This is a genomic window from Thioalkalivibrio sp. XN279, assembly GCF_011089885.1.
In the GTDB taxonomy this organism is placed as follows: Bacteria; Pseudomonadota; Gammaproteobacteria; order Steroidobacterales; family XN24; genus XN24.
Map to the genome: position 1 here is coordinate 29788 of NZ_JAANBD010000027.1, position 26319 is coordinate 56106.

The window sequence follows — 26319 nt, forward strand, 5'->3', positions numbered from 1 at the left end:
CTCAGTTTCCTCCCAGCAGCCAGGCCGTCAGCATGAAATTCAGAACCAGCACGGTGAGCGAAGTGTGAACCACGGCGCGCGTCGTCGCACGACCCACGCCCTCGGCGGTTGGCACGCAATTGTAACCTTCGAACACGGCCAGCAGGCTGGCGGCGACGCCGAAGAACACGCTCTTGATGACCCCGGACATCACGTCCTCGCGCAGGTCCACCTGGGCCTGCATCTGGCCCCAGAAGGCGCCCTCGTCGACCCCGAGGATCACCACGGCCTCGAGCCAGGCCCCGAAAATGCCCATGGCGCTGAAAATCAGCGTCAGGATCGGCACCGCGATCACGCCGCCGAGGAAGCGCGGCGCCACGACCCGCTTGATGGGATCGACGGCCATCATCTCCATGCCCGCGAGCTGGTCGGTGGCCTTCATAAGGCCGATCTCGGAGGACAGGGCCGTGCCGGCGCGTCCCGCGAACAGCAATGCCGTGACCACCGGGCCGAGCTCGCGCACCAGACCGAGCGCAGCCACCATGCCGATGGTGTCCTCCGCCCCAAAGCGCGACAGGGTGTTGTAACCCTGCAGCGCCAGCACCATGCCGACGAACAGCCCGGCCAGCATGATGACGACCAGCGACTGCACACCCGCCACGTAGACCTGCCTGATGACCAGGCGCGGCCGCGCCAGCGCATAGGGGAGATCCGCCAGGATGCGCAGCAGGAAGAGCTGCCCGGCGCCGAAGGTGCCGAGGAAGCCGCGCAGCGAGTAGCCCACCTCGCGTAACACGCGCCGCAACCCGCCTGTCTCCCGGTGTTCCATGCCCGTGCCTTTCAGTCCCGATCGGCGGCGAGCAGCTGCTCGCTGTAGTCCGGCGCCGGGTAATGGAAGGGGACGGGGCCATCCGCCATGCCCTGCATGAACTGGGTGACGGTCTCCGAGTGATGGTCGCGCAGCTGCTCCGGCGTCCCCGCTGCTGCAACGCGCCCCCCGGACAGGAGGAAGCTGCAATCGGCGATGCTCGAGACTTCGTCGACGTCGTGGGTGACGACCACGCTGGTGAGCCCGAGGGCGTCGTTCATGCGCCGGATCAGCCGCACGACCACGCCCATGGAAATGGGGTCGAGCCCGACGAAGGGCTCGTCGTAATAGATGATCTCGGGGTCCATGACGATGGCGCGCGCCAGCGCCACGCGGCGCGCCATGCCACCGGACAGCTGCGCGGGCATCAGCTGCCAGGCGCCGCGCAGGCCCACCGCGTGCAACTTGGTGAGCACGATGTGGCGGATCAGCCGCTCCGGCAGCCGGGTGTGCTCGCGCAGGGGGAAAGCGACATTGTCGTAGACGCTGAGATCGGTCAGCAGCGCGCCGTTCTGGAACAGCATGCCGACGCGCTTGCGCATGCGGAACAACTCGCGGCGGCTCATGCGCGTCACTTCGCGGCCGTCGAACAGGATGCTGCCGCTGTCGGGGCGCTCCTGGCCGGTAATGAGTCGCAACAGGGTGGTCTTGCCGGTGCCGCTCGGGCCCATGATGGCGGTCACGCCGCCGCGGCGGATCCGCAGGTCCAGGCCGTCGAACACCACCGACTGGCCGCGCGCGTAGCGCAGGTCGCGGATGACGACGATGTTGTCCTCACCGGGACATCCGGGCTCCATCGCTTGCTCCGCCGCCTGTTTGCGCATCCTGGACCGGGGGCATGAACGACCCTTGAAACTGCGCGCATGCTATCACAAACCCTGTTTCCCCCTGTCCCGGGGTTGGCCCGCGAGCGAATCAGGACTAAAATGGTCCCCATTCGAGCCTGGACGAGGCGGGACGAGAGCCAAGATGCTGAAAATGAGCCGATTGACGGACTACGGCACCGGGGTGCTGGCCTACCTGGCGGCAGCGGACGAAGCGCCGCACAGCGCCAGCCAGGTGGCCGAGCAGACCGGCCTGCCGGCAGCCACGGTCAGCAAGATCCTGAAGCTGCTCACGCGGGGCGGCCTGGTGACCTCGCACCGCGGCGCGCTGGGCGGCTACCTGTTGGCGCGGCCGGCCAACGAGATCACCGCGGCGGAAGTCATTGACGCGCTGGAGGGGCCGCTGGCCCTGACGGAGTGCTCGGTGGAGCCGGGCAGCTGCGAGCTGGAGGCGTCGTGCCTGGTGGGCAACGCCTGGCAGCGCATCAACCTCGCCATTCGCCGGGCGCTCGAGGAGATCAGCCTGGCGGAACTGGCGAACATGCAGGCCGGTTACCGGCCGCGCGTGGACCTTAGGACGATCGTCGCGTCGCCGGGCAGGACGGCGCGACTGGAACGCGGCTGAAGACAGCCTGGAGCAAGACATGGCAACTGGACAGCAAGACGTCGAACAACTCGTGGCCCGGAAGTACCGGCACGGCTTCGTGACGGACATCGAGTCCGACACGGTGCCGCCCGGTCTCGATGAGTCGATCATCCGTTTTATCTCGCAGAAGAAGAAGGAGCCGGAGTTCCTGCTGCAGTGGCGCCTGCGCGCTTTTGAGCACTGGCTGACGATGACCGAGCCGGACTGGGCGCACGTCAACATTGCGCCCATCGATTACCAGGCCATTTCCTACTACTCGGCGCCGAAGAAGAAAACCGACGGGCCGAAGAGCCTGGACGAAGTCGATCCCAAGCTGCTCGAGACCTACGACAAGCTCGGCATCCCGCTGCACGAGCGCGCCCGGCTCGCGGGCGTGGCGGTGGATGCCGTGTTCGACAGCGTCTCGGTGGCCACGACCTTCAAGCAGAAGCTGAAGGACGCCGGGGTCATCTTCTGCCCCTTCTCCGAGGCGGTGCAGGAGTATCCGGAGCTGCTGGAGAAGTATCTCGGCACCGTGGTGCCGCCCGGCGACAACTTTTTCGCCGCGCTCAACTCCGCAGTATTCACCGACGGTTCATTCGTCTACATCCCGAAGGGCGTGCGCTGCCCCATGGAGCTGTCGACCTATTTCCGCATCAACGCCGCCAACACCGGCCAGTTCGAGCGCACGCTGATCGTGGCCGACGAGGGCAGCCACGTGAGCTACCTCGAGGGCTGCACTGCGCCCATGCGTGACGAGAACCAGCTGCACGCCGCAGTGGTGGAGCTCATCGCCGAGGACGACGCCGAGATCAAGTACTCGACGGTGCAGAACTGGTACCCGGGCGACGAGAACGGCGTCGGCGGCATCTACAACTTCGTCACCAAGCGCGGGGACTGTCGCGGCCGCAATGCCAAGATTTCCTGGACGCAGGTGGAAACCGGCTCGGCCATCACCTGGAAGTACCCGAGCTGCATCCTGCGCGGCGACAACTCCGTGGGCGAGTTCTACTCGGTGGCGCTGACCAACAACATGCAGCAGGCCGATACCGGCACCAAGATGATCCACATCGGCCGCAACACGAAGAGCACCATCGTCTCCAAGGGCATCTCTGCCGGTCGCGGCCAGAACGCCTATCGCGGCCTGGTGAAGATCCTTCCCGGCGCCGAGGGCGCGCGCAATCACACCCAGTGCGATTCGCTGCTCATGGGCAGCGAGTGCGGCGCCCACACCTTTCCCTACATGGAGATCGGCAACCCGAGCGCCGTGGTGGAGCACGAGGCGACCACCTCCAAGATCAGCGACGACCAGCTGTTCTACTGCCGCCAGCGCGGCATCTCGGAGGAAGACGCCGTCAACATGATCGTCAACGGCTTCTGCAAGGAAGTGTTCCGCGAGCTGCCCATGGAGTTCGCCGTTGAAGCCCAGAACCTGCTGAGCGTGAGCCTCGAAGGCGCGGTCGGCTGATAGCAGACAGGAAGAGAGAGCAATGCTGAGCATCAAGAACCTGCGCGCCCGCGCCGGAGAGCGCGACATCCTCAAGGGACTCGACCTCGAGGTCGGCCCCGGAGAAGTGCATGCCATCATGGGCCCGAACGGCTCCGGCAAGAGCACGCTGGCCGGCGTGCTTGCCGGGCGCTCCGAGATCGAGGTCACCGGGGGCAGCGTGACCTACCGCGGCCAGGACCTGCTGGAGCTCGAGCCGGAGGAGCGCGCACGCGAGGGCGTGTTCCTGGCCTTCCAGTACCCGGTCGAGATCCCGGGCGTGAACAACGTCTACCTGCTGAAGGCGGCGCTGAACGCGGTGCGCAAGCATCGCGGCGAGGCGGAGCTCGACGCCTTCGAGTTTCTCGCCCTGGTGAAGGAGCGCATGAAGCTGATGCAGATGGGCGACAGCTTCCTCAACCGCGGCGTCAACGAGGGCTTTTCCGGCGGCGAGAAGAAGCGCAACGAGATCCTGCAGATGGCGGTGCTGGAACCGGCGCTGGCGATCCTCGACGAGACCGACTCGGGCCTCGACATCGATGCGCTCAAGGTCGTCGCCAACGGCGTCAACAGCCTGCGCTCGCCCGAGCGTTCCATGGTGGTCGTGACGCATTACCAGCGCCTGCTGGACTACATCGTGCCCGACTTCGTGCATGTGCTGTCGAACGGTCGCATCGTGCGCACCGGCGGGCGCGAGCTGGCGCTGGAGCTGGAGGAGCGCGGTTACGACTGGCTGCGCGAGGGGGCGGACGCGGCATGAGCAGCGCCACCGCCGCCAGGAGCGATCAGGCCCCTGCCCTGCCCGAGTGGATCGAGCAGGCCGCTGCGACGGCCGGCGGGCCCGAGTGGCTGCGGCAGCGGCGCCGGGCGGGCCTGGCGAAATTCACGGCCGCAGGCTTTCCGACCCGCCGCGACGAGGACTGGAAGTACACCGATCTCAAGCTGGTGACGCGACGCAATTTCGGCGCCGTGGTCGCGGGCGTGCCGGCCACGCCTGAGATCGAGGGGCTGGATTGCCCCACGCTGGTGTTCATCAACGGGCGGCTGGCCGCCGCGCCGGCGCTGCCCGAAGGCTTGGGCGTCATGTCGCTGGCCGCAGCGGTCGCGGCCGACCATCCGGCCTGCCGCGAACTGCTCGGCACCGTGGCGGACCCGGCCCGGCACCGCTTCGCCGCGCTCTCCACCGCCCTGTTCCAGGACGGCGTGCTGCTCGATCTCGCCCCGGGGCTGGAACTCGAGCAGCCCTTGCGGCTGGTGTTCCTTGGCGGCGGTGGCGACAGTCCTGCGCTGGATTGCCCCCGTGTGCTGGTGCGCGCCGGCGTCAACAGCCGCGCCACCCTGATCGAGCATTACGGGCCGGCGGCCGGCGAGTCGCTCGGCCTGGCCGTGACCGAGGTGGCGCTGGAAGCCGGCGCCCATATCGAACATTACCGCCTGCAGGAAAGCGGCCCTGGCGCTTTTCATCTCGGCGTGCTGGCCGCCCGCATCGAGCGGGACGCAACCCTCGTCAGCCACAACCTGGCCGTCGGCGGGCGCATCGCCCGACTGGACCTGGACGCCGCCCTGGTGGCGCCCGGGGCCCACGTCGAGATGAACGGCCTGTACGTGGCCCGGGACCGGCAACATATCGACAACCACACGCGAGTCGATCATGCCGTGCCGCGCACTTCCAGCGACCAGCTCTACCGCGGCGTGCTGACCGGCAAGAGCCACGCCGTGTTCAACGGCAAGGCCATCGTGCGCCCGGGCGCGGCGGGCACGGATGCGCAGCAGTCCAATGCCAACCTGCTGCTGTCACCTGAGGCGGAGATCGACACCAAGCCGGAGCTCGAAATCTATGCCGACGAGGTGAAGTGCTCGCACGGCGCGACCACCGGGCAGCTGGACGCCGACGCCCTCTTCTACCTGCGCTCGCGCGGCCTCGACGAGGAGACTGCGCGCAGCCTGCTGACCTTTGCCTTCGCCGACACGGTGCTGGCCCGCATGCCGCTGGCGCCGCTGCGACGCCATGCCGAGCAGCTGGTGGTGGGGCGCCTGCCGGATGCGGACCGCATCAGGGAGTTCACATGAGCGCTGTGAGCAAGGAAACCGCGGTGCCCGCGGCACGGTTCGACGTCGAGGCCGTGCGGCGCGACTTTCCGGTGCTGCACCAGGAAATCCACGACAAGCCCCTCGCCTACCTCGACAATGCCGCGTCGTCCCAGCATCCCGTGCAGGTCATCGAGGCGGTGGCGGAGTATTACCGGCGCGATCACGCCAACGTGCATCGCGGCGTGCACCAGCTCAGCCAGCGCGCCACCGATGCCTTCGAGGGCGCGCGGGAAAAGGTGCGCCGCTTCATCAACGCCGCCTCCGAGCGCGAGGTGATCTTCACCCGCGGCACCACGGAAGCCATCAACCTGGTGGCGCAGAGCTGGGGCCGCGCCAATCTCGGCGCCGGCGACGAGATCGTGATCAGCCACCTGGAGCATCATGCCAACATCGTGCCCTGGCAGCTCCTGTGCCAGCAGACGGGGGCTGAGCTGAAGGTCATCCCGATGACCGAGAGCGGCGAGATCGATGTTGCGGCGGCACGCGAGATCATAGGGCCCGCCACGCGCCTGCTGGCGTTCACCCATGTATCGAACGCGCTCGGCACCATCAGCCCGGTGGCGGAGTTGACCGCCCTGGCGCGCGCAGCGGGCGCGCTGGTGCTGCTCGATGGAGCGCAGGGCGTGCCGCACATGCGCGTCGACGTGCAGGCGCTCGGCTGCGACTTCTACGCCTTCTCCGGCCACAAGATGTTCGCCCCTACCGGCATCGGCGTGCTGTGGGGCCGGGAAGAACTCCTGCGCGCCATGCCGCCCTGGCAGGGCGGCGGCGACATGATCCTCGCCGTCACCTTCGAGAAGACCACCTACAACGAGTTGCCGTGGAAATTCGAGGCCGGCACGCCGCACATCGCCGGCGCCATCGGGCTCGGCGCCGCAATCGACTACCTGGAGCGCCTCGACTTCGAGGCCGCGGCCGCGTGGGAGCACGAACTGCTGAAATACGGCACCGCCCGCCTCGGGGAAGTGGCCGGCCTGCGCATCATCGGCACGTCGCCAAACAAGGCGGCCGTCATTTCTTTCACGCTGGAGGGCGTCCACCCGCACGATATCGGCACCATCGTCGACCATGCCGGGGTGGCGATCCGCACCGGGCATCACTGCGCCATGCCGGTGATGGACTTTTACGGCGTGCCGGCCACCGCGCGCGCATCCTTCGCCTTTTACAACACCCGCGACGAGGTCGACCGGCTGGCGGCGGCGCTGCAACAGGCGCGGGAGGTTTTCGCCTGATGGACCTCGCCGACCTTTATCGCGACGTGATCATCGATCACAACCGCAAGCCGCGAAACTTCCGCAAGATCCCGCCGCCCTGCCGGCACGCGGAGGGGCTCAACCCCCTGTGCGGCGACAAGCTGCAGGTCTACCTGAAGCTGGACGCAGAGGATCGCATCGAGGACATTTCCTTCGAGGGTTCCGGTTGCGCCATCTCGGTGGCTTCTGCCTCTCTCATGACCGAGGCCCTGCGCGGCCGCACCCGCGCCGAGGCCGAAGCCCTGTTCGAGCACATGCACGCCATGCTCACCGGGCGGGAGGAACCCAATCCGGGCGCAATCGGCAAGCTGGCGGCCCTGGCAGGCGTGCGCGAATATCCGACCCGGGTAAAATGCGCCAGCCTCTGCTGGCACACCGCCCACTCCGCCCTCGAAGCGGGCGGCACCGTCAGCACCGAATAAAGCTCAACCGCGGAAGGCCACGCATGTACGGACAAGACAGCGAACCCGTCACCCTGGCGCGCGACTGCGTCGCCATCATCGTGCCCGCCGGCGACCAGGTGGTGCTGCGCAAGGGTGCACGCGGGCTCATCACCCAGGCCCTCGGCGGCAGCTTCACCGTCTATCTCGACGGCAACCTGTTCCGCATCGCGGGGGAAGACGCGGATGCACTGGGCAAGGCGCCCGTGCCGCCGCCACAACTCCCGCCGGACGCCGCGGACGAGGACGTGGAGGACCTGGTGTGGGAACAGCTGCGCACCTGCTTCGATCCCGAGATCCCGATCAATATCGTCGATCTCGGCTTGATCTATGAATGCAAGCTCAAGCACGCTGACGGCGGCGACCGCGACGTGGAAGTGAAAATGACCCTCACTGCGCCCGGCTGCGGCATGGGCGAGGTGCTTGTCATGGATGTGAAAGACAAGTTGGAGATCATTCCGACCATCCGCGAGGCCCGGGTCGAACTCACCTTCGACCCGCCGTGGAACCGCGACATGATGTCCGAGGCGGCGCGACTGCAGACGGGGATGTACTGATGGGCAAGTGGCACGACGTGACCGCTGAGGGTGATATCGAGCCGGGCGGTTTCGCCCTGCTGGAGACGGACGACCTGACAGCCGCAGTGTTCAACGTGGACGGCACGCTCTACGCCATCGAGGATGTGTGCACTCATGACGGCGCGGAACTGGCAGGCGGGCCGGTCGTCGGCGACCAGGTGGTATGCCCGCGGCACGGGGCACGCTTCTGCCTGCGCACGGGCCGCGCCCTCACGCCGCCCGCCTACGCGGCGGTGCAGACTTTTCCGGTGCGCATCCACGCGGGCCGCATCGAAGTGGAACTCCCGGACTGAACGATGCTGCGCCTGATCCTGCTGCGACACGGCAAGTCGAGCTGGGATGATGCCCACATCGACGACTTCGAGCGTCCGCTCGCGCCGCGGGGGCTGCGCAATGTGCCCGAGATGGGACGACGGCTGGCCCAGCGCCGGCTCGTGCCTGACCTGGTGATCTCGAGCACGGCCGTACGCGCACTGGCGACGGCGCGCGGGGTGGCCCGGGAAATCGGCTATCGGGAAGATCGCATCGAGGAGGCGCCGCAGCTGTACCTGGCGTCCCCGGACGAGATACTGGACGTGATCCGCGCGGCGCCGGCGGGCATCGACACCCTCATGGTCGTCGGCCACAACCCTGGCCTCACCGAGGTCGCCAACCGGCTGGACGACATCCGTATCGACAACATGCCGACTGCAGCGATGCTGTGCGTGGAGTTCGCTGCCACAGCCTGGACCGATATCCGCCCCACAGAAGCCCAGCTGTGCTGGTTCGACTATCCGCGCAAGCAACCCGCCTGAGGCATCCTCTTCAACCGCTGGCCGGCCCGCGCCGCCCCTCGGTCCTGGCCAGGAATCCGTCCAGCACCTCGAGGTAGCGTTGCGTCTCCTCCAGGTGGGGGACATGCGCGCTGTGCTCGAACACGACCCACTCCGAGCTCGCAACGCCGCGATACAGCGTCGCCGCAGCCTCCGGCGGCGCCAGGTCGTATCGCCCTGAGACCACCAGCGTCGGCGTCTCGATCTCCCCCAGGCGCGCCGTGACGTCCCAGTCCGCCAGTTGCCCTGCCGGCTCCAGTTCGCTGGGTCCGAGCATGGCCAGCCGGGCCCCGGGGTGGCGGCGGGCTTCCTCGACACTGCGCTCGAGGCACTCCGGCCATGGGTTCATACGGCAGAAGTGGCGCCGCAGGAAGGCGTCGATGATGCAGCGGCACGGCGGGGTCGCGAGGCTTCCCGTGAGACGGTGCCGCTGCAGCGGACCGCTGATCTCCTCGGGCATGCTGCTGCCGAGGCGAGCGAGTCCCTGGCGCCATTGCGGGATGCTGGCCACCGTGTCCGCAAGCACCAGGCTCTCGATCCCGCCGGGCTGGGCCAACGCATACTCCAGCGCGAGCATCCCGCCCCAGCCGTGTCCCAGCAGGTGGCACTCCGCGAGGCCCGCAGCGTCCCGCACTGCCTGCAATTCTTCGAGGAACAGGGCCATCGACCACCCGGCGTCCGGCCCGCGGTGGTCGGAGCGGCCGCATCCGAGCTGGTCGTAGAACACGACCTGTCGGCCCGTGGTCTGCATGGCATCCAGGGGCTCCAGGTAGTCGAGTCCGTAACCCGGCCCGCCATGAATACAGAGGAGCGCGCGGCGAGACTGACTCTTGCCGACCACCCTGAAGCGGGTCTTGAAGCCGCGGAAGGCGGCGTAGCCCTCCGTGGCTGGCGTGTACTCCCGCATGCGGACGGTGCCCCTGCCCGGTCCGAGATCGTTACCGTTTCGAGCTTAGGACGGCATCCGTCCGGGCGGCATCCGCAGGAATACTGTCAGCAGTTTCCGCAGGGGGGTCAGGCGGGCGCCAGGCCGGCGCCGCCCGAGGCATAACGCATGACTGCGATGAAGTGGCACACCGTGCCCGCGAGCACAAAGAGGTGCCAGACGAAATGGCAGAAACGGTAGCGATCGAGGGCATAGAACACCACGCCCGCGGTGTAGGCGACGCCGCCGGCCACCAGCCAGGCCACGCCGGCCGGCTCCATCCGCTCCAGCAGCGGGTCGATGGCGACGATCACCAGCCACCCCATGGCCAGGTACACCACCACTGACAGGCGCCGGAAACGCACCCCGCCCAGCGCCTTCATCACCACCCCGGCCAGCGCCAGGGTCCAGACCAGCCCGAACAGCGTCCAGCCCCAGCCGCCGCGAAGCACGCCCAGGGTGAAAGGGGTGTATGTCCCCGCGATCAGCAGGAAAATGGAGCCGTGGTCGATGGCGCGCAACAACTGCTTGGCGCGCGGCTGAGGCACCGCGTGGTAGAGCGTGGAAGAAAGGTAGGCCAGCATCACCGTGACGGCAAACACCACCGCGCCGACGAGGTCGGCGACCCCACCATTGCGCCCCACTTCGGCGAGCAGGAACGGCGTCGCGACGGCAGCGGCGACGAATCCGGCCCCGTGGCTCACGCTGTTGGCGATCTCCTCGCCCCGGGACTGGACGCGCTTGCTCACGGCTCAGCACTCCGGCACGTTGACCGCGAGGCCGCCGCGCGAGGTTTCCTTGTAACTGGTCGACATGTCGAGGCCGGTCTGGCGCATGGTGGCGATCACCTGGTCCAGGCTGACCTTGTGGCTGCCGTCGCCGCGAAAAGCCATGCGCGCCGCGTTGATGGCCTTCACCGCGCCCATGGCGTTGCGCTCGATGCAGGGAATCTGGACCAGGCCCGCGATCGGGTCGCAGGTCAGTCCCAGGTTGTGCTCCATGCCGATCTCCGCGGCGTTCTCGACCTGCGCATTGCTCCCGCCCATGGCCGCCACCAGCCCGCCCGCGGCCATCGAGCAGGCTACGCCGACCTCGCCCTGGCAGCCCATTTCCGCGCCCGAAATGGACGCATTCTTCTTGTACAGGATGGCGATGGCGCCGGCGGTCAGCAGGAAGCGCAGCACGCCCTCCTCGTCCGCCCCGCTGACGAAGCGGCGGTAGTAGTGCAGCACCGCGGGGATGATCCCGGCGGCGCCGTTGGTCGGGGCCGTGACGACGCGCCCGCCGGCCGCGTTCTCCTCGTTCACGGCCAGCGCATAGGCGTTCACCCAGTCCATGAAGTCGCCGGCGGCCCCTTCACCGCACAACTCGCGGTACAGGCGCGGCGCGCGGCGCGGGACTTTCAGCACGCCGGGCAGCACCCCCTTGGCCTCGAAGCCTTGCCGCACGCAAGTCTTCATAACCTGCCACAGATCCAGCAGCTGCGCCCGCGTGTCCTCCGGCGGCTGCCATGCCGTCTCGTTGGCCAGCACCAGTTCATGGATCTTCATGTCGTGGCGGCCGCACTGCTCCAGCAGCTCCGCTGCACTGTCGAAGGGGAACGGCACCGAGACCTTGGCCTCGCCCTGGCCCGCCTCCTCTTCCTCGCCGCGCACGATGAAGCCGCCGCCGATGGAATAGAAGCTCTCGCTCGCCAGTGTCTCTCCTGTGGCGTCGAATGCAGTGAAGCGCATGCCGTTGGCGTGGCGCGGCAGCACCTGCTCCTTGTGGAACAGCAGGTCCATGGGCTCGTCGAAAGCGATCTCCCGCTCGCCCAGCAGGCGCAATCGCCCCGCGCCGCGAATGCGTTCCAGGCGCTCTTCGACGGTCGCCGGCTCCAGGGTTTTCGGCTCCTCCCCCTCGAGCCCCAGCAGGATGGCGCGGTCGGTGCAGTGTCCCTTGCCCGTCAATGCCAGCGAGCCGTAGAGCTGCGCGCCCACGCGCTCCACGCGCGCGAGCAGGTCGCGCTCCTGCAGGTCGAGCAGGAATTGCCGCGCCGCCAGCATCGGACCCATGGTGTGGGAGCTGGAGGGGCCCACACCGATCTTGACCAGGTCGAATATGCTGATCGCCACGACGCTCGCCTCAACCGTCCGACAGGGACAGCAGGCTGGCGTTGCCGCCCACCGCCGAGGTGTTGATGGTCAGGGTGCGCTCGGTGCTGAAGCGGTGCAGGTAGGCGGGGCCACCGGCCTTGGGACCGGTGCCCGACAGCCCGGAGCCGCCGAAGGGCTGCACGCCCACGACGGCGCCGACCATGTTGCGGTTGACGTAGACGTTGCCGGCACGCGCCTTGGCGAAGATCTCCCGCGCCCGGGCGTCGATGCGGCTGTGCACCCCGAGCGTCAGGCCGTAGCCCGTGGCGTTGATCTCGTCGAGGACGCGCTCCAGGTCGGCAGCTGCGTAGCGCACGACGTGCAGCACGGGGCCGAAGACCTCGCCCTCGAGCTGGCCGATGCCGTCGAGCTCGACCACGGTCGGCGCCAGGAAGGTGCCGTTGACCGCCGCCGCCGGCAGGTGGCAGCGCGCCAGCACCCTGCCCTGCTGCTCCATGCGCGTGACGTGCGCTTCCAGGGTCGCGAGCGCCTCGCGGTCGATGACCGGGCCGACGTCGGTCGACAGCAGCGCCGGGTCGCCGATACGCAGCTCCTGCATGAAGCCTTTGAGGAGCCGCAGCGTGCGGTCCGCGATGTCTTTCTGCAGGTAGAGCACGCGCAGCGCCGAGCAGCGCTGTCCGGCGCTGTTGAAGGCCGACTTGACGGTGTCCAGCACGACCTGCTCCGGCAATGCGGAGCTGTCCACCAGCATGGCGTTCTGCCCGCCAGTCTCGGCGATGAGGGTGGGGATGGCCGTGTCACGTGCCGCAAGCGTGCGGTTGATGAGCCGCGCGACCTCCGTGGACCCGGTGAAAGCGACGCCGGCAATGCGCTCGTCGGGGAGCAGCACGCCGCCGAGCTGCGGGCCGCTGCCGGGCAGCAGGTGCAGCACCGCACCAGGCACCCCCGCCTCGTGCAGCAGGCGCACCGCTGCAGACGCGGTCAGTGGCGTCTGCTCCGCCGGCTTCGCCAGCACGGTGTTGCCGGTGACCAGGGCGGCGGCGACCTGGCCGGTAAAGATCGCCAGCGGGAAATTCCACGGGCTGATGCACAGGAACACGCCGCGCCCGTGGGCCGACAGCTCGTTGCTCTCCCCGGTGGGACCCGGCAGGCGAACCGGCGCGGCGAACTCGCGCTTCGCCTGCGCGGCGTAATAGCGCAAGAAGTCGACCGCCTCGCGCAACTCCGAGACCGCGTCCGGCAGGGTCCTCCCGCCCTCGCGGATGCACAGCGCCAGGAGCTCGGGCGCGTTCACCTCGAACAGGTCCGCCGCGCGCTCCAGCACGGCCGCGCGCGCCGCCGCTCCGGCCGCATTCCAGCGCGGCTGGGCCTGGTGCGCGACCTCAAGCGCCTGTCGCGCCTGCGTCTCGGCGGCCCACACCACCTCGCCGACCACGCGCCGGTTGTCGGCGGGATCACGCACCGGTCGCGCCTCGCCGGCGGCGTGCCGGCCGTCGATGACGGGCATCGCCCGCCGCGCCTGCGACATGGCGGCGCGCATCGCCGCGGCCAGCGGCAGCAACGCGGACGGGTCAGCGAGGTTCACGCCGCGCGAATTACTGCGCTCCTCGCCGAAGATCCCGGCCGGTGGCGGGATGCGGGGGTGCGGCATGCTGTCGAGCGCATCCACGGTGGCCACCGGGTCGGCAACGATCTGCTCGACCGGCGCCTCCTCGTCGACGATGCGGTTCACAAAGGACGTGTTGGAGCCATTCTCCAGCAGGCGACGCACCAGGTAAGGCAGCAGGTCCTCGTGGTTGCCCACCGGGGCGTAGACCCGGCACGGCAGGTCGAAATGGTCCTTGCCGATCACCTCTGCGTAGAGTTCCTCGCCCATGCCGTGCAGGCGCTGGAACTCGAACTGGCGATTCTCGCCAGCGAAATGGATGATGCTGGCGACGCTGTGGGCGTTGTGGGTGGCGAACTGCGGATAGACGCGGCCCTGGGCCGCGAGCAACGCCCGCGCGCAGGCGAGAAACGAGACGTCGCTGTTCACCTTGCGCGTGAAGACCGGATAGCTCTCCAGCCCGGTTTCCTGCGCGCGCTTGATCTCCGCGTCCCAGTAGGCGCCTTTCACTAGGCGTATGGGGATGCAGCGCCCGGTCTCCTCGGCTAGGGCGATCACCCAGCGACAGGCGTCGAGGCCGCGCTTGAGATAGGACTGCACCGCGAGGCCGAAGCCGTCCCAGCCCTGCAGGGCGTCGTCGCGGAACACGCGCTCGAACAGCTCGAGCGAGATCTGCAGCCGGTCGGCCTCCTCGGCGTCGATGGTGAGACCGACGCCGGCCTCGCGCGCCGCCACGGCCAGCTCGAGGATGCGCGGCGTGAGCTCTTCCAGCACGCGCTCGCGCTTGGCGAACTCGTAGCGGGGGAACAGCGCCGAAAGCTTCACCGAGATGCTGTCGGCGGCAAAAATCGACGCCGGCTTGCGGTCTGCCGCCGCGATGGCGCGGATGCCCGCATGGTAGGCCTCGAGGTAGCGCTGGCTGTCCGCCGCGGTCAGCGCCGCTTCTCCCAGCATGTCGAAGGAATAGCGGTAGGCCGCGCCCTCGCCCGCAGAAGCCCGCTTCAGCGCATCGCCTATAGTGCGGCCCATGACGAACTGGTGGCCCATGATGCGCATGGCCTGGCGCATGGCCCCGCGCACCACCGGCTCGCCGAGCCGGCTCACCAGCCGCTGCATGAACTTGCCCGGCTGCTCCACGTCGCGGCTGGCCGGGCGGATGATGCGCCCGGTCAGCATCAGCCCCCAGGTGGAGGCGTTGACGAAGGTCGAATCGCTGGTGCCGAGATGGCTGCGCCAGTCGGCGGAAGTGAGCTTGTCGGCGATGAGGCGGTCCGCGGTGGCCTTGTCGGGCACGCGCAGCAACGCCTCGGCCAGACACATCAGCACCACGCCTTCCTGGCTCGACAGGTCGTATTGCTGCAGGAAAGCGTCCAGCCCGCTGACGCGCTTGCGATTGCGCCGCACCGATTCCACCAGCTTGAGCGCCGTGGCCCGCACCGCCGCAGTTTCCTCCGGCCCGAGGCGCGCCAGGTCCGCGAGCTCGTGCACCAGCGGTGTTTCGTCTGCCAGGTAGCGCGGATTGACCCGCTCGGCCACACCTGAAGGCATTGCCTGGCTGTCCGCAAAAATGAAGGCCGAATCACCGCTCATTCGAACTCCTCCAGCGCACGCTCGGTGGCGCCAAGCAACGCTTCTGCGCCTACCGGCGCCCCGGTCGCCTGGCGCATCCACAGGTCGGGACTGATGTCGCCGATGCGTGACATCCGCTCGATCTCCGCGGCCACCTCGCCCGTCTTGCGCACGTGCTCCTCGATCTGGTGCGCGATCAGCCCGCCGATGGGATAGTCCGGCAAGTAAAGCTGGGAGTGGATCATGTGAGAATAGATCCCCAGCAACGGGACGTCGCGCATGCCGAATACCGGCGCGTAGTAGTCGTTCCAGACGTCACGCGCGATCTGCAGGGTGGCTGCTTTGAGTTCCGCCGGCGTGGCATCGGGGTTGTCGTACATCCAGTGCCAGACCGCCATGTCCACCAGCGCGACGCCGGCGATCTCGAAGGTTCCCCAGAAGTCGTCCAGGGTCTTGAGCGCCTCGGCGGCGGGGTCCGGCTGCGCCAGGCCCAGGAGCTCCAGGTCACGCGCCTGGAACACGAAGGCCAGGGCCTCCGTGAACGCCGTGTTCGGCACACCCTCGAGCAGCGTGTAATCGATTTCGTTCAGCGAGAAAGTCTGCTCGACATTGTGGCCGAGCTCGTGGATGGCGATGTTGTAGCCCTTGTAGTTCATGCCGCCGGGCTCGACCCGGGTGCGCAGGTGCGCCTGTTGCGAGCGCATTCCCGCACCCCAGGCGTGGCCTGAGCCCCGCGCCGGCTCCACCACTATGTTCGCCGCCAGGTAGTCGGCACGCTCGCGACTGAAGCCCAACTCGACCAGCAAATTCGGCAGGTCAGCATCGAAAGCCTCGGCCGTGGGGTATCGCTTGGCGACAATCGCGTCGAGTTCGGCCGCGGAATAAGGGCTGGGCGCCCTGAAACCGTTGTACCAGATATCGAACGGCTCCAACGGGCGACCGAGGCGAGTCTCGATCAGCTGCGCGACTCGCGGCACCAGTGGCGAGGACACGACGGCCTTCAGCATGGCCTCGACTTGCTCCTCCGGAATCTCGCGGTTCTCGTCGAAGCGGCGCGCGATCAGCGTCGGCGCAGCGGGCGAATACGGGTCTGCGAGACGAGCCGCGAGAAAAGTGTCCAGCAGCACGCGGTAGCGCTCGTCGGGTTCCGGGGCGTTGTCCGGCGCCGCGGCGCCCGGAATGCCTTCGCGGCCGGATCCCGATGCGACCGTGTTGGCATACGGGTCCCAGTCCACCGCCGGATTATTGATCACCACTGCCGGTATGGTCTGCGCCACGATATGCTCCATGACGCGCTGGATCATGCGCTGTTTCGCCAGCGCCTCCGCGCTGTCCTCGGCGCCGTAGTTCGCCTTGATCTCGTCGCGCAGGTTCCAGTGGGAAAGCAGCCGCATCCCCTCGGGAAACAGGCGCTCGCCGTCCTGGGTGACCAGGTTGTGCATATAGATGTTGTACTCGGCGATGTACTGGTCCGCCCGTGCATTGGCTTGCGCGATCGCCTGGTTCACCTCGGCCGGAACCCGTCGCCCGAAGCGCTGCGCGAGACGGGCCTCGGCCCATTGCCGGCGGCTCCACTCGTCGCCCTCGGCGAGGCGCTCCTCCAGCGTGGTCAGAGGGAAATTCAGCAGGGCGACAAAAGCGATGCCGCTGCCGAACATGTCTTCGGCCAGGTGCGCCGACGGGTCGAACCCCGCGAACAGCCTGTCGAATGACTCGACCGGACCGAGATCGAGGTCGGTGTGGCGCCGCAGTTCCTGCACCAGCTTGTTCATATGGCCGTTGAAACGTTCCAGCAGGTACTGGTAGCGCTCGAACATCGCGTCCAGCGCTTCCTGGTCAGAGACGAAATACGTGCGGGCGAACTCCGCGAACGCGTCGGCATCGCCATCCTCGGCGCGCCACAGTCCGGCAGCCTGCCGCAATCCACGGCGGATGCGCTCACGCTGTGCCTCGCCATGCATTTCGACCAGCGCCTGTTGCAGCGCCGGCAGCGTGTCCTGGAGCGCAGCGGGCTGTGCCGTGGGCAACTCCGCTGCAGCCGCCGGAACGCCGCTCGCAATGCATGACAGGGTTAACAGGAGTGCAGCAATCAGCGGCTTCATGAACGGCTCCGGATACAACGCGCAAAGGGAAGTGACTTGGCGGGCGGCGCAAGCAGGCTCATCCCGTGGCCGCCCATCATCTCAGGATTCATGGGTCTTGGTGAAGCTGATGATGCGGCGGCGGGCCCGCTTGTCGGGGCGGGTCGGCGGCGGCCGGCTGCCGGCCAGGTCCCGCCGCAACTGCTGCGCAGCCTCCCGCGCAGCAACGCTGGCCGCAGTCTCCTGGTACAGGGTTCTCGCCGTGGCCGCGGGCCCGCGGCGCACGGCCAGCGCGACAACCTCGATCTCGAAACGCTCCTCGCCGCGCGTGATCTCCAGGCGGTCGCCGGGATGCACCGGGCGGGCCGCCTTGCTGCGCTGCCCGTTGACGTGCACATGCCCGCCCGCAATCGCTTCCTGCGCCAGGCCGCGGGTCTTGAAGAACCGCGCCGCCCAGAGCCAGCGATCCAGCCGGACCTCCTCGTGTTCCATGCGCGTATTTTAGCGCAGGAGGCTCCGGTTGCAGGGGTCGCCCTTGCTATAATTGCCGCTTCAATGCAGCAGGACACCAGGATGAACCAGGCTTTGCTCGACCGGCTGCGCGGGGAGCTCGACCAGCTCAAGGCGCAGGGTCTCTACAAGTCCGAACGCGTCATCGACTCGCCGCAGCAGGCCGCGGTGAACATGCAGGGCGGCCGCGAGGTCATCAACCTGTGCGCCAACAACTACCTCGGCCTCGCCAATCACCCGGAGCTCATTGCCGCGGCGCACGAAGCGCTCGACCGCTACGGCTACGGCATGGCGTCGGTGCGCTTCATCTGCGGCACGCAGACTCCGCACAAGGAACTCGAGCGGCGCATCAGCACCTTCCTCGGCATGGAGGACACCATCCTCTATCCCTCCTGCTTCGATGCCAACGGCGGGCTCTTCGAGACCCTGCTCGGCGAAGAGGATGCAGTCATCAGCGACCAGCTGAACCACGCCTCCATCATCGACGGCATCCGCTTGTGCAAGGCGCGTCGCTATCGCTACCGCCACAACGACATGGCCGACCTGGAAGCAAAACTGGCGGAGGCGGCCGACGCACGCGTGCGCCTGATCGCCACGGATGGTGTGTTCTCCATGGACGGCACCATCGCCGACCTGGCACGCATCTGCGCGCTGGCGGAACGCTACGACGCGCTGGTGATGATCGACGACTGCCACGCCACCGGCTTTCTCGGCGCCACCGGGCGCGGCACACACGAGCGCCATGGCGTGCTCGGCCGGGTGGACATCATCACCGGGACCCTGGGCAAGGCCCTCGGCGGCGCGTCCGGCGGTTTCGTCTCGGCCCGCGCGCCCATCGTCGACTGGCTGCGCCAGCGCTCGCGTCCCTACCTGTTCTCCAACACGGTCGCGCCCGTCATCGCCGCCACCTCCATCCGCGTGCTCGACCTGCTGGAATCAGGCAACGAGCTGCGCCGTCGCCTGTGGGACAACACGCATTTCTTCCGCGAGCGCATGACGCGCCTGGGCTTCGACCTGAAGCCCGGCTCGCACCCCATCATCCCCGTCATGCTCGGCGACGCGAAGCTTGCCACCGCCATGGCCGACCGGCTGCTGGAGGAAGGCGTGTACGTGATCGGCTTCTCCTACCCGGTCGTGCCGCACGGCGAGGCGCGCATCCGCACCCAGATGTCCGCGGGCCACAGTACCCATCACCTCGAGAAAGCCGTCGCGGCGTTCGAGAAAGTCGGGCGCGAGCTCGGTGTCATCGGCTGAAGCCGGGCCGGCGAACCCGACAGCAAACCTCTTCATCACGGAGTCCAACATGCGCGCGCTCGTCAAGGCCAAGGCCGAACCCGGCATCTGGATGCAGGACATCCCGCGCCCGCAACCGGGCCACAACGACGTCCTCATAAAGGTCCGCAAGACGGCCATCTGCGGCACCGACATGCACATCTACAACTGGGACGAGTGGGCGGCTCGCACCATTCCGGTACCCATGGCGACCGGGCACGAGTTCGTCGGCGTCGTGGAGGCGGTCGGCAGTGAGGTCCAGGGCATCCAGCCGGGCGACCGCGTGTCGGGCGAAGGCCACTTGACCTGCGGCCATTGCCGCAACTGCCGCGCCGGCCGACGCCACCTGTGTCGCAACACCGTGGGCGTGGGCGTCAACCGCCAGGGTTGCTTTGCCGAGTACCTGTGCATCCCCGCCAGCAACGTGTTCAAGCTGCCCGACGCCATCAGCGACGAGGTCGCCTCCATCCTCGACCCGCTCGGCAACGCGGTGCACACCGCGCTGTCCTTCGACCTGGTCGGCGAAGACGTGCTGATCACCGGCGCCGGTCCCATCGGCATCATGGCCGTGGCCATAGCACGCCATGTCGGCGCGCGCCACGTCGTCATCACCGACGTCAACGACTACCGCCTGGAGCTGGCGCGCAAGATGGGCGCCACGCGCGCGGTCAACGTGTCCCGGCAGACGCTGGACGAGGTGATGCAGGAGCTGGAAATGCAGGAGGGCTTCGACGTTGGCCTGGAGATGTCCGGCAACCCGCAAGCCTTCCGCGACATGTTGCGCACCCTGCACCATGGCGGCAGCGTCGCCCTGCTCGGCATTCCGCCGGGAGAGATGGCGATCGACTGGAACCAGGTCATCTTCAAGGGCCTGACCATCAAGGGCATCTACGGCCGCGAGATGTTCGAGACCTGGTACAAGATGGCGAGCATGTTGCAGAGCGGGCTGGACGTCACGCCCGTGATCACGCACCGCTTCGCGGCGAACGACTACCTGGCCGGTTTCCAGACCATGGGGTCCGGCCAGTCCGGGAAAGTGATCCTCGACTGGAGCTGAACCGCGCCCTCAGAAGGTGTCGCAGAAGCAGTGATAGTAGAGGTCGCGGGGGTCGGACAGTTCGCCGAGCTGCCCGGCTTCCTGCAGCACGCTGCGCACCGGCGCGGGTGCCTCCGCCAGCCATGAACCCGGCAGGCGGACCAAGCCCGCCCGGGCCCCGCGCGTCAGCATGTCGGCCATGAACCGTTCCGCGAATCCGAGCTCAGGCTCGATCGACTCGACGCGGAAATCCTCTTCCAGGCCGGCCATGGATGCCGCGCTCGCCAGGGCCTCGTCGAGGGTGCCCAGCCGATCGACCAGGCCCGCCTCCAGCGCGGTGGAACCCAGCCAGACACGGCCCTCGGCGAAGCGCTGCACCTCGTCGGGGGACATGTCGCGGTGTTCCGCCACCAGGCCCTTGAAGCGCGTGTAGACGCCGTCGACGACCGTCTCGATGACGTCCTTCACCTCGTCGCTCATGGGCTCGTCGAGCCGCAGGGCGCCGCTGAAACGGGTGGTCCCGACGCCGTCCACGCTGATCCCGAGCCGGTCGAACAGGCGCCCGAAATTCGGGAACATGGCGACCACCCCGATGGAGCCGGTCACGGTGGTGGGATGGGCCCAGATCTCGTCCGAGGCCAGGGAGATCATGTATCCGCCCGAAGCCGCCACCCCGCCCATGGAAACGATCACCGGCTTGCCGGCGTCCCGCACCATCTGCATCTCGCGCAGGATGGCCTCCGAGGCCAGTGCGCTGCCGCCGCCGCTGTCGACGCGCAGCACCACGGCGCGGACGTCCTCGTCTTCCGCCGCCCGGCGCAGCAGGTCGCGCAGGCTGGCATCGCCGATGCTGCCGGAGGGCTGGTAGCCCGGAAGGATGTTGCCGCGAGCCACGATCAGGCCGACCGCAGGCCCCTCGCCGTCGCCCGGCCGCGCTGCCTGCGCGACTCGCTGCGCCGCCAGGTAGTCCTCTGCGAAGACGCCGGCAAACTTGCCGTCCTCGTCGCGCGCGCCGGTCTCTGCCAGCCGCTCCTCGAGCTCTGCCAGGGTGCGCACGCCGTCCACCAGCCCGGCATCCAGCGCTGCCCGGGCCATGTCGCCCTCGGCCGCGCGCAGCCGCGGCAGGAAGCGATCGACGTAATCGTCGAGCAGCGCCGGCTCCAGCCCGCGCGCCTCGGCAACGGCCCGTCGCCACCTGCCCCAGAGGCCGTCCGCGATAGGCTGCAGGTTGGCGCGGGCGGCCTCCGACATGCTGTCGCGCACGTACGGGTCGCCGTAGCTCTTGGCCTCGCCGGCCGCGAACACGTGCCAGTCCACTGAAATCTTGTCCAGCGCGCTGCGGAAATAGTTGCGGTAGAAGCCGTAGCCCGTGAAGAACAGGTCGCCCGCCGGATCAAGGTACAACTCGTCGGCGTGCGCCCCGAGGTAAAGGGACGCCTGCTCGATGCTGGCGCCCGACGCGACCACCAGCTTGCCCGCATCGCGGAAGCGGGTGATCGCTGCTGCGACCCGCTCCAGCTTGTCCAGGCTGCCGCCCTCGAAGCCGTCGAGCTCCAGGTGGATGGCGGTGACCCGCGAGTCCGCCGCGGCGTCTTCGATGAGGTCGACCAGTTCGCTGACCAGCACCTGGTTCGAATCCAGCCCCTGGGCGGCGTCCAGCGCGCGCTCCAGCGGATCGCCCTCATACTGTTCGACCAGCACGCCCTGGGGACTGAGCACCAGGGCAAAGGTCTCGGGCAGCTTGCCCGGGCGTTGCGCGATGATGGCGCCAAGCACCACCAGCACCAGCAGCATGAGCACGAGGTGGACCACGCGGCGGATCCCGTCCAGGATCCGCCAGGCGAAGCCCAGCACCCGGCCGATGCTACGGCCCAGCAAGGATCAGACCTTTTCCTTGATGCGTGCAGCCTTGCCGGTGCGCTCGCGCAGGTAGTAGAGCTTGGCGCGACGCACGTCGCCGCGGCGCTTCACCTGGATGCCCGCGATGCTCGGACTGTAGGTCTGGAACACGCGCTCCACGCCCTCGCCGTGCGAGATCTTGCGCACCGTGAAGGCGGAGTTCAGGCCGCGGTTGCGCCGGGCGATCACCACGCCCTCGAACGCCTGCAAGCGCTCGCGGTTGCCTTCCTTGACCTTGACCTGCACGACGACGGTGTCGCCGGGGGCAAAGTCGGGAATCTCCCGCTGCATCTGTTCCTTTTCCAGTTCTTCGATGATGTTGCTCATATCGTCACCCGCACCCAGGCCAAAGCCAGTCCAGTTCCAGTTCATTCCGCGCCGTCGGTTTCCCGTGCGGCGATGTATTCTTCCAGCAGTCCCTGCTCTTCCTGCGTCAGCTCGCGCCCGGCCAGCAGGTCCGGACGCCGGCTCCAGGTCCGCCCCAGCGCCTGCTGCAGGCGCCAGCGCCGAATCGCGGCGTGGTCGCCAGAAAGCAGCACCGGCGGCACCCGCAGGCCGTCGACCTCCTCCGGTCGCGTGTAGTGCGGGCAATCCAGCAGCCCGTCACTGAACGAGTCCTCCAGCGCGGAGTCCTCGTCACCCAGCACGCCCGGCACCAGCCGCGCGACCGCGTCGACCACCAGCATCGCGGGAATCTCGCCCCCGCTCAAGACATAGTCGCCGACCGTCAGTGTCTCGTCCGCCTCCATGCGCACGACTCTCTCGTCCATGCCCTCGTAGCGTCCCGCCACGAGCAGCAGCGCCGGCAACGCGGCGTACTCCCGCGCCACCCGCTGGTCGAACACCCGCCCCTGCGGCGACAGCACCACGGTGCGACTGCCCCGCGGCAGCTTCGCCCGCGCGGCCCGGATCGCGCTGCGCAGCGGTTCGACCTTCATCACCATCCCGGGGCCGCCGCCGTAAGGCCGGTCGTCCACCGTGCGGTGCGCATCCGTCGCGAACTCGCGCGGATCCGTCATCCCCAGTTGCAGCAGGCCCCGCTCCACGGCGCGTCCCACCACGCCGAACCGGCCCACCGCGGCGACCAGCTCGGGGAACAGCGTCACGACTTCGAAGCGCATGCCGCCGTCCTCAGAAATCCGGGTCCCAGTCGACGACGATCCGTCCGCCTGCCAGGTCCACCCGGTCCACCCAGTGCCCGGGCAGGAAAGGCACCAGCCTTTCCCTGTCGCCCTCGACCACCATGACGTCGTTCGCCCCGGTGGCCATCATCTCCCGGACGCGGCCCAGGTTCACGCCCGCGCGATTGAACACCTCGAGCCCGACCAGGTCGGTCCAGTAAAACTCTCCCTCGCCCGGTTGCGGCAGCGCCTCCCGCGCTACCGCCAACTCCGCGCCGACCAGCGCCGCAGCGGCGTCCCGGTCCGCAACGCCCTCGAAGCGCCCGACCAGGGCTTCGCCGTGGGGTCGCGCCTCGGCCAGCTTCGCCGGAGCCCAGGAGCCCGACTGTCCCAGCTCGAGCTCGCTGTAATCGAGCAGGTTCGCCGGCGGGTCGGTGTAGGACCAGAGCTTTACCCAGCCCCGCACACCGAACACCGCGCCGACCTTGCCCAGGATCACCCGCTTGCCGGCGCTCATGATCAACCCCGCCGCGGTCGCTCCGCGGCCGGACTCAGGCCGCCTGCTTCTCGACCTGCTTGATCAGGCTGGCCACGCGCTCCGACGGCTGCGCACCCTGGCCGAGCCAGTACTGCACGCGCTCCAGGTCGAGCTTGAGGCCCTCTTCCTTGCCGGTCGCCACCGGGTTGAAGAAGCCGAGCCGCTCGATGTAGCGCCCGTCGCGACGGTTCCGGCTGTCGGTCACCACCACGTGATAGAAGGGCCGCTTCTTTGCGCCGCCCCGGGTAAGACGAATCGTCACCATGGATCCAGATTTCCTCGTTTGCGCTGGACGCCGTGCCGGGCAGGACCCGGGCACCGCAACGCGGCCGCCCAGGGGCTGCCGCAAGTAAACCCGCTATTCTACTGGAAATTCGCCTGATGGGAAGAGCGAGGCCGCAGCGCCCTCAACCGAAGCCCGGCGGCAGGCGCCCCTTCATGGCGCGCATCATCTTCGTCATCCCGCCCTTGCTGAATTTCTTCATCATTTTCTGCATCTGGGCGTGCTGCTTGAGCAGGCGGTTGACCTCCTGTACCTGCACCCCCGCCCCGGCCGCGATGCGCCGCTTGCGTGAGCCGTCGATGACCGCGGGATGACGGCGCTCGCGCGGGGTCATGGAGTCGATCACCGCGGCCTGGCGCTTCATCTCGCGCTCACCGAGGCGGGAATCGAGCTTGGCCGGCACGGCCTTGCCCGGGAGCTTGTCCAGCAGGCCCGCCAGTCCGCCCATGTCCTGCATCTGCCGGATCTGGTCGCGCAGGTCCTGCAGCGTGAAGCCCTGCCCCTTGGAAATCTTGCGCGCCAGCTTGTCGGCCTGCTCGCGGTCGACCTTGTGCTGGACTTCCTCCACCAGCGACACCACGTCCCCCATGCCGAGGATGCGCGAGGCCAGCCGGTCGGGGTGGAAGGGCTCGAGCGCAGTGGTCTTCTCGCCGGCGCCGAGGAACTTGATCGGCTTGCCGGTCACCTGGCGCACGGAGAGGGCCACGCCGCCGCGCGCGTCGCCGTCGGTCTTGGTCACGATCACGCCGGTGAGGTCCAGCGCCTCGCCGAAGGCGCGCGCCGCGTTCACCGCGTCCTGGCCGGCCATGCTGTCGACCACGAACAGCGTCTCCACCGGGCTCACCGCCGCGTGAATGCGCGCCGCCTCGGCCATCATCTCGCCGTCCACGTGCAGGCGGCCGGCGGTGTCGATGATCAGCACGTCGCACAATTCGCGCCGTGCCGCCTCCAGCGCGCGCCGCGCGATCTCCACCGGGTCCTGCCCCGCCTCGCTGGGGAAAAAAGCCGCGCCGATCTCGGCGGCGAGGCGCTCGAGCTGGAGGATGGCGGCCGGACGGTAGACGTCGGCACTGGCGACCATCACCTTCTTGCCGTCACGCTCCTGCAGGCGCCGCGCCAGCTTGGCGGCAGTGGTGGTCTTGCCTGCGCCCTGCAGGCCCGCCAGCATTACCACCGCAGGCGGCTGGGCGCGCAGGTTGAGGCTCTCGTTGGCCGAGCCCATGGTGCGCACGAGTTCGTCGTGGATGATCTTGACGAAGGCCTGGCCCGGCGTGAGGCTCTTGGCCACCTCCGCGCCCAGCGCCCGCTCGCGGGTGCGGGCGATGAAGTCCTTGACCACGGGCAGGGCCACGTCCGCCTCCAGCAGGGCCATGCGCACCTGGCGCAGGGTGTCGCGGATATTGTCCTCGGTGATGCGGCCACGCCCCTTGAGGGCGTCGCCGGCGCGGGACAGGCGGTCGGTCAGGTTCTCGAACATCGGGCGGCGTCGCTGCTGGAATCGGTGGGCAATTATACCCGCCGCGCCGCGCTTCGGATTTCCCCGTTTCTATACCGGTGCGGCGCTGTGTCAGAATGCGGTTTTGACCCTGGCCATCGAGCGCCCTGATGACACCGATCATCGTGTTCCTCCTCTACCTTGCTTCCGGGCTGCAGTTGCTGCGGCGCCAGCTGGCGAGCGGATCCGCGGAGCCCGCGCTAGACCGTGTCGCGCCCGCGCTGCTCACCGGCGCGGCCGGGCTGGCACTGCATTCCTTCGGCCTCGCCATGCTGATCGGCGCGGCTGGCGGCCCGGCCCTGTCGCTGGGCGGCGTCCTCTCCCTGGTCGCCTGGCTGCTGGCCGCCTTCGCGCTGCTCGCGGCGCTCAAGCCGCGTTTCCGCGGCCTCTCGGCCGTGGTTCTGCCGGCGGCGGGCCTGGCGGCCCTCGCGGCGCTGATGCCCGACCCGGTCGCGCCCAGCGGCGCCGCGCCGGACTGGGGCATTCACGCCCACGTGACCCTGTCCATCCTGGCCTACAGCCTGCTGAGTCTCGGTGCCGCCCTGGCGATCCTGTTCCTGTACCGCGAGCGCACGCTGCGCCAGCGCCGCCTGCAGGCATGGACACGCATCCTGCCGCCGCTCGAGTCCCTCGAGTCCGCGCTGTTCACGGCGCTGGTGGCCGGCTTTTCGCTGCTCACGCTCGCGCTTTTCAGCGGGCTGATGTTCCTCGAGGACATCTTCGCGCAGCACCTGCTGCACAAGACGGTGTTGTCCCTCGTGGCCTGGAGCGTGTTCGCGGTGCTGCTGTTCGGCCGCATGAGCCTCGGCTGGCGCGGCCGCCAGGCGGTGCACTGGGTGCTGGCCGGATACGGCCTGCTGGCGCTGTCATATTTCGGCAGCCGCTTCGTGCTGGAGTTCATCCTCGGCCGTCAGTGGGGCTAGGAGGTCCGC

The 26319-nt window shown here is 68.4% G+C and carries 26 protein-coding genes; 12 read left to right on the forward strand and 14 right to left on the reverse strand.

Annotation, left to right across the window (positions count from 1 at the left end):
• Position 1: 1 nt before the first annotated feature.
• Positions 2 to 808, reverse strand: coding sequence for a lipid asymmetry maintenance ABC transporter permease subunit MlaE (gene mlaE / locus G8346_RS07055; RefSeq protein ID WP_166049651.1), 807 nt, complete (start codon positions 806 to 808; stop codon positions 2 to 4).
• An 11-nt stretch (positions 809 to 819) separates the two neighbouring features.
• Complete coding sequence (locus G8346_RS07060) at positions 820 to 1644, reverse strand: ABC transporter ATP-binding protein (protein ID WP_166049653.1); 825 nt, start codon at positions 1642 to 1644, stop codon at positions 820 to 822.
• Between the two features lie 181 nt (positions 1645 to 1825).
• Here G8346_RS07060 and G8346_RS07065 point away from each other — a divergent pair, with 181 nt between their 5' ends.
• From G8346_RS07065 to G8346_RS07105, 9 genes are read left to right on the forward strand one after another with little or no spacing between them, the layout of a single operon-like run.
• Positions 1826 to 2296: an SUF system Fe-S cluster assembly regulator gene (locus G8346_RS07065; RefSeq protein ID WP_206202636.1), complete on the forward strand. Its 471-nt coding sequence runs from the start codon at positions 1826 to 1828 to the stop codon at positions 2294 to 2296.
• A gap of 19 nt (positions 2297 to 2315) precedes the next feature.
• On the forward strand, positions 2316 to 3764 hold the full coding sequence (sufB, locus tag G8346_RS07070; RefSeq protein WP_166049657.1) for a Fe-S cluster assembly protein SufB: 1449 nt from the start codon (positions 2316 to 2318) through the stop codon (positions 3762 to 3764).
• Positions 3765 to 3786: 22 nt separating this feature from the next.
• Positions 3787 to 4542 (forward strand): Fe-S cluster assembly ATPase SufC, encoded by a 756-nt coding sequence (gene sufC / locus G8346_RS07075; RefSeq protein ID WP_166049659.1) that lies wholly within the window; start codon positions 3787 to 3789, stop codon positions 4540 to 4542.
• Positions 4539 to 5852 carry a Fe-S cluster assembly protein SufD gene (gene sufD, locus G8346_RS07080; protein WP_166049661.1) on the forward strand — a complete coding sequence of 438 codons (1314 nt, stop codon included), beginning with the start codon at positions 4539 to 4541 and terminating at the stop codon, positions 5850 to 5852. Before sufC ends, sufD begins: the two co-directional genes overlap by 4 nt.
• Entirely contained in the window at positions 5849 to 7105 is a 1257-nt protein-coding gene (locus G8346_RS07085; RefSeq protein WP_166049663.1) for a cysteine desulfurase, read from the forward strand. The genes sufD and G8346_RS07085 overlap by 4 nt, the downstream gene beginning before the upstream one ends.
• Complete coding sequence (sufU, locus tag G8346_RS07090; protein ID WP_166049665.1) at positions 7105 to 7548, forward strand: Fe-S cluster assembly sulfur transfer protein SufU; 444 nt, start codon at positions 7105 to 7107, stop codon at positions 7546 to 7548. The genes G8346_RS07085 and sufU overlap by 1 nt, the downstream gene beginning before the upstream one ends.
• A gap of 23 nt (positions 7549 to 7571) precedes the next feature.
• Positions 7572 to 8123, forward strand: coding sequence for a putative Fe-S cluster assembly protein SufT (gene sufT / locus G8346_RS07095; protein ID WP_166049667.1), 552 nt, complete (start codon positions 7572 to 7574; stop codon positions 8121 to 8123).
• Positions 8123 to 8437, forward strand: a complete 315-nt coding sequence (locus G8346_RS07100) for a non-heme iron oxygenase ferredoxin subunit (RefSeq protein WP_166049669.1) — start codon at positions 8123 to 8125, stop codon at positions 8435 to 8437. Before sufT ends, G8346_RS07100 begins: the two co-directional genes overlap by 1 nt.
• Before the next feature lie 3 nt (positions 8438 to 8440).
• Entirely contained in the window at positions 8441 to 8938 is a 498-nt protein-coding gene (locus G8346_RS07105; RefSeq protein ID WP_166049671.1) for a histidine phosphatase family protein, read from the forward strand.
• Between the two features lie 10 nt (positions 8939 to 8948).
• Here the strand turns inward: G8346_RS07105 and G8346_RS07110 are convergent, their stop codons facing one another.
• From G8346_RS07110 to G8346_RS07135, 6 genes are all read right to left on the reverse strand, one after another.
• Complete coding sequence (locus G8346_RS07110; protein ID WP_166049673.1) at positions 8949 to 9863, reverse strand: proline iminopeptidase-family hydrolase; 915 nt, start codon at positions 9861 to 9863, stop codon at positions 8949 to 8951.
• Positions 9864 to 9970: 107 nt separating this feature from the next.
• The gene (locus tag G8346_RS07115) at positions 9971 to 10630 is read right to left on the reverse strand and encodes a hemolysin III family protein (RefSeq protein WP_166049675.1); all 660 of its coding nucleotides are present in this window, start codon (positions 10628 to 10630) and stop codon (positions 9971 to 9973) included.
• Positions 10631 to 10633: 3 nt separating this feature from the next.
• Complete coding sequence (locus tag G8346_RS07120; protein ID WP_166049677.1) at positions 10634 to 11995, reverse strand: L-serine ammonia-lyase; 1362 nt, start codon at positions 11993 to 11995, stop codon at positions 10634 to 10636.
• Between the two features lie 10 nt (positions 11996 to 12005).
• A complete protein-coding gene (gene putA / locus G8346_RS07125) occupies positions 12006 to 15173 on the reverse strand; it encodes a bifunctional proline dehydrogenase/L-glutamate gamma-semialdehyde dehydrogenase PutA (protein ID WP_206202637.1) in 3168 nt (1055 codons plus the stop codon).
• Entirely contained in the window at positions 15170 to 17254 is a 2085-nt protein-coding gene (locus G8346_RS07130) for a hypothetical protein (RefSeq protein ID WP_166049679.1), read from the reverse strand. The genes putA and G8346_RS07130 overlap by 4 nt, the downstream gene beginning before the upstream one ends.
• Before the next feature lie 81 nt (positions 17255 to 17335).
• On the reverse strand, positions 17336 to 17725 hold the full coding sequence (locus tag G8346_RS07135; protein WP_166049681.1) for an RNA-binding S4 domain-containing protein: 390 nt from the start codon (positions 17723 to 17725) through the stop codon (positions 17336 to 17338).
• Between the two features lie 81 nt (positions 17726 to 17806).
• Between G8346_RS07135 and kbl the strand changes: the two genes are divergently transcribed.
• Together kbl and tdh are read left to right on the forward strand one after the other, a co-directional pair.
• Positions 17807 to 18997 carry a glycine C-acetyltransferase gene (gene kbl, locus G8346_RS07140; RefSeq protein ID WP_166049682.1) on the forward strand — a complete coding sequence of 397 codons (1191 nt, stop codon included), beginning with the start codon at positions 17807 to 17809 and terminating at the stop codon, positions 18995 to 18997.
• 49 nt (positions 18998 to 19046) lie between these two features.
• Positions 19047 to 20072 carry an L-threonine 3-dehydrogenase gene (tdh, locus tag G8346_RS07145; protein ID WP_166049684.1) on the forward strand — a complete coding sequence of 342 codons (1026 nt, stop codon included), beginning with the start codon at positions 19047 to 19049 and terminating at the stop codon, positions 20070 to 20072.
• Between the two features lie 9 nt (positions 20073 to 20081).
• On the opposite strand, the gene sppA is transcribed toward tdh, so the two are convergent.
• The 6 genes from sppA to ffh form a co-directional block, all read right to left on the reverse strand.
• Positions 20082 to 21929, reverse strand: a complete 1848-nt coding sequence (sppA, locus tag G8346_RS07150; protein ID WP_166049686.1) for a signal peptide peptidase SppA — start codon at positions 21927 to 21929, stop codon at positions 20082 to 20084.
• 3 nt (positions 21930 to 21932) lie between these two features.
• Positions 21933 to 22277: a 50S ribosomal protein L19 gene (rplS, locus tag G8346_RS07155; RefSeq protein WP_166049688.1), complete on the reverse strand. Its 345-nt coding sequence runs from the start codon at positions 22275 to 22277 to the stop codon at positions 21933 to 21935.
• Positions 22278 to 22318: 41 nt separating this feature from the next.
• A complete protein-coding gene (gene trmD, locus G8346_RS07160) occupies positions 22319 to 23071 on the reverse strand; it encodes a tRNA (guanosine(37)-N1)-methyltransferase TrmD (RefSeq protein WP_166049690.1) in 753 nt (250 codons plus the stop codon).
• 10 nt (positions 23072 to 23081) lie between these two features.
• Positions 23082 to 23588, reverse strand: a complete 507-nt coding sequence (gene rimM / locus G8346_RS07165) for a ribosome maturation factor RimM (protein ID WP_166049692.1) — start codon at positions 23586 to 23588, stop codon at positions 23082 to 23084.
• 34 nt (positions 23589 to 23622) lie between these two features.
• A complete protein-coding gene (gene rpsP, locus G8346_RS07170) occupies positions 23623 to 23874 on the reverse strand; it encodes a 30S ribosomal protein S16 (RefSeq protein ID WP_166049694.1) in 252 nt (83 codons plus the stop codon).
• A gap of 142 nt (positions 23875 to 24016) precedes the next feature.
• On the reverse strand, positions 24017 to 25369 hold the full coding sequence (gene ffh, locus G8346_RS07175) for a signal recognition particle protein (protein WP_166049696.1): 1353 nt from the start codon (positions 25367 to 25369) through the stop codon (positions 24017 to 24019).
• Between the two features lie 128 nt (positions 25370 to 25497).
• Here ffh and G8346_RS07180 point away from each other — a divergent pair, with 128 nt between their 5' ends.
• On the forward strand, positions 25498 to 26310 hold the full coding sequence (locus tag G8346_RS07180) for an inner membrane protein YpjD (RefSeq protein ID WP_166049698.1): 813 nt from the start codon (positions 25498 to 25500) through the stop codon (positions 26308 to 26310).
• The last annotated feature ends 9 nt before the right edge of the window (positions 26311 to 26319 follow it).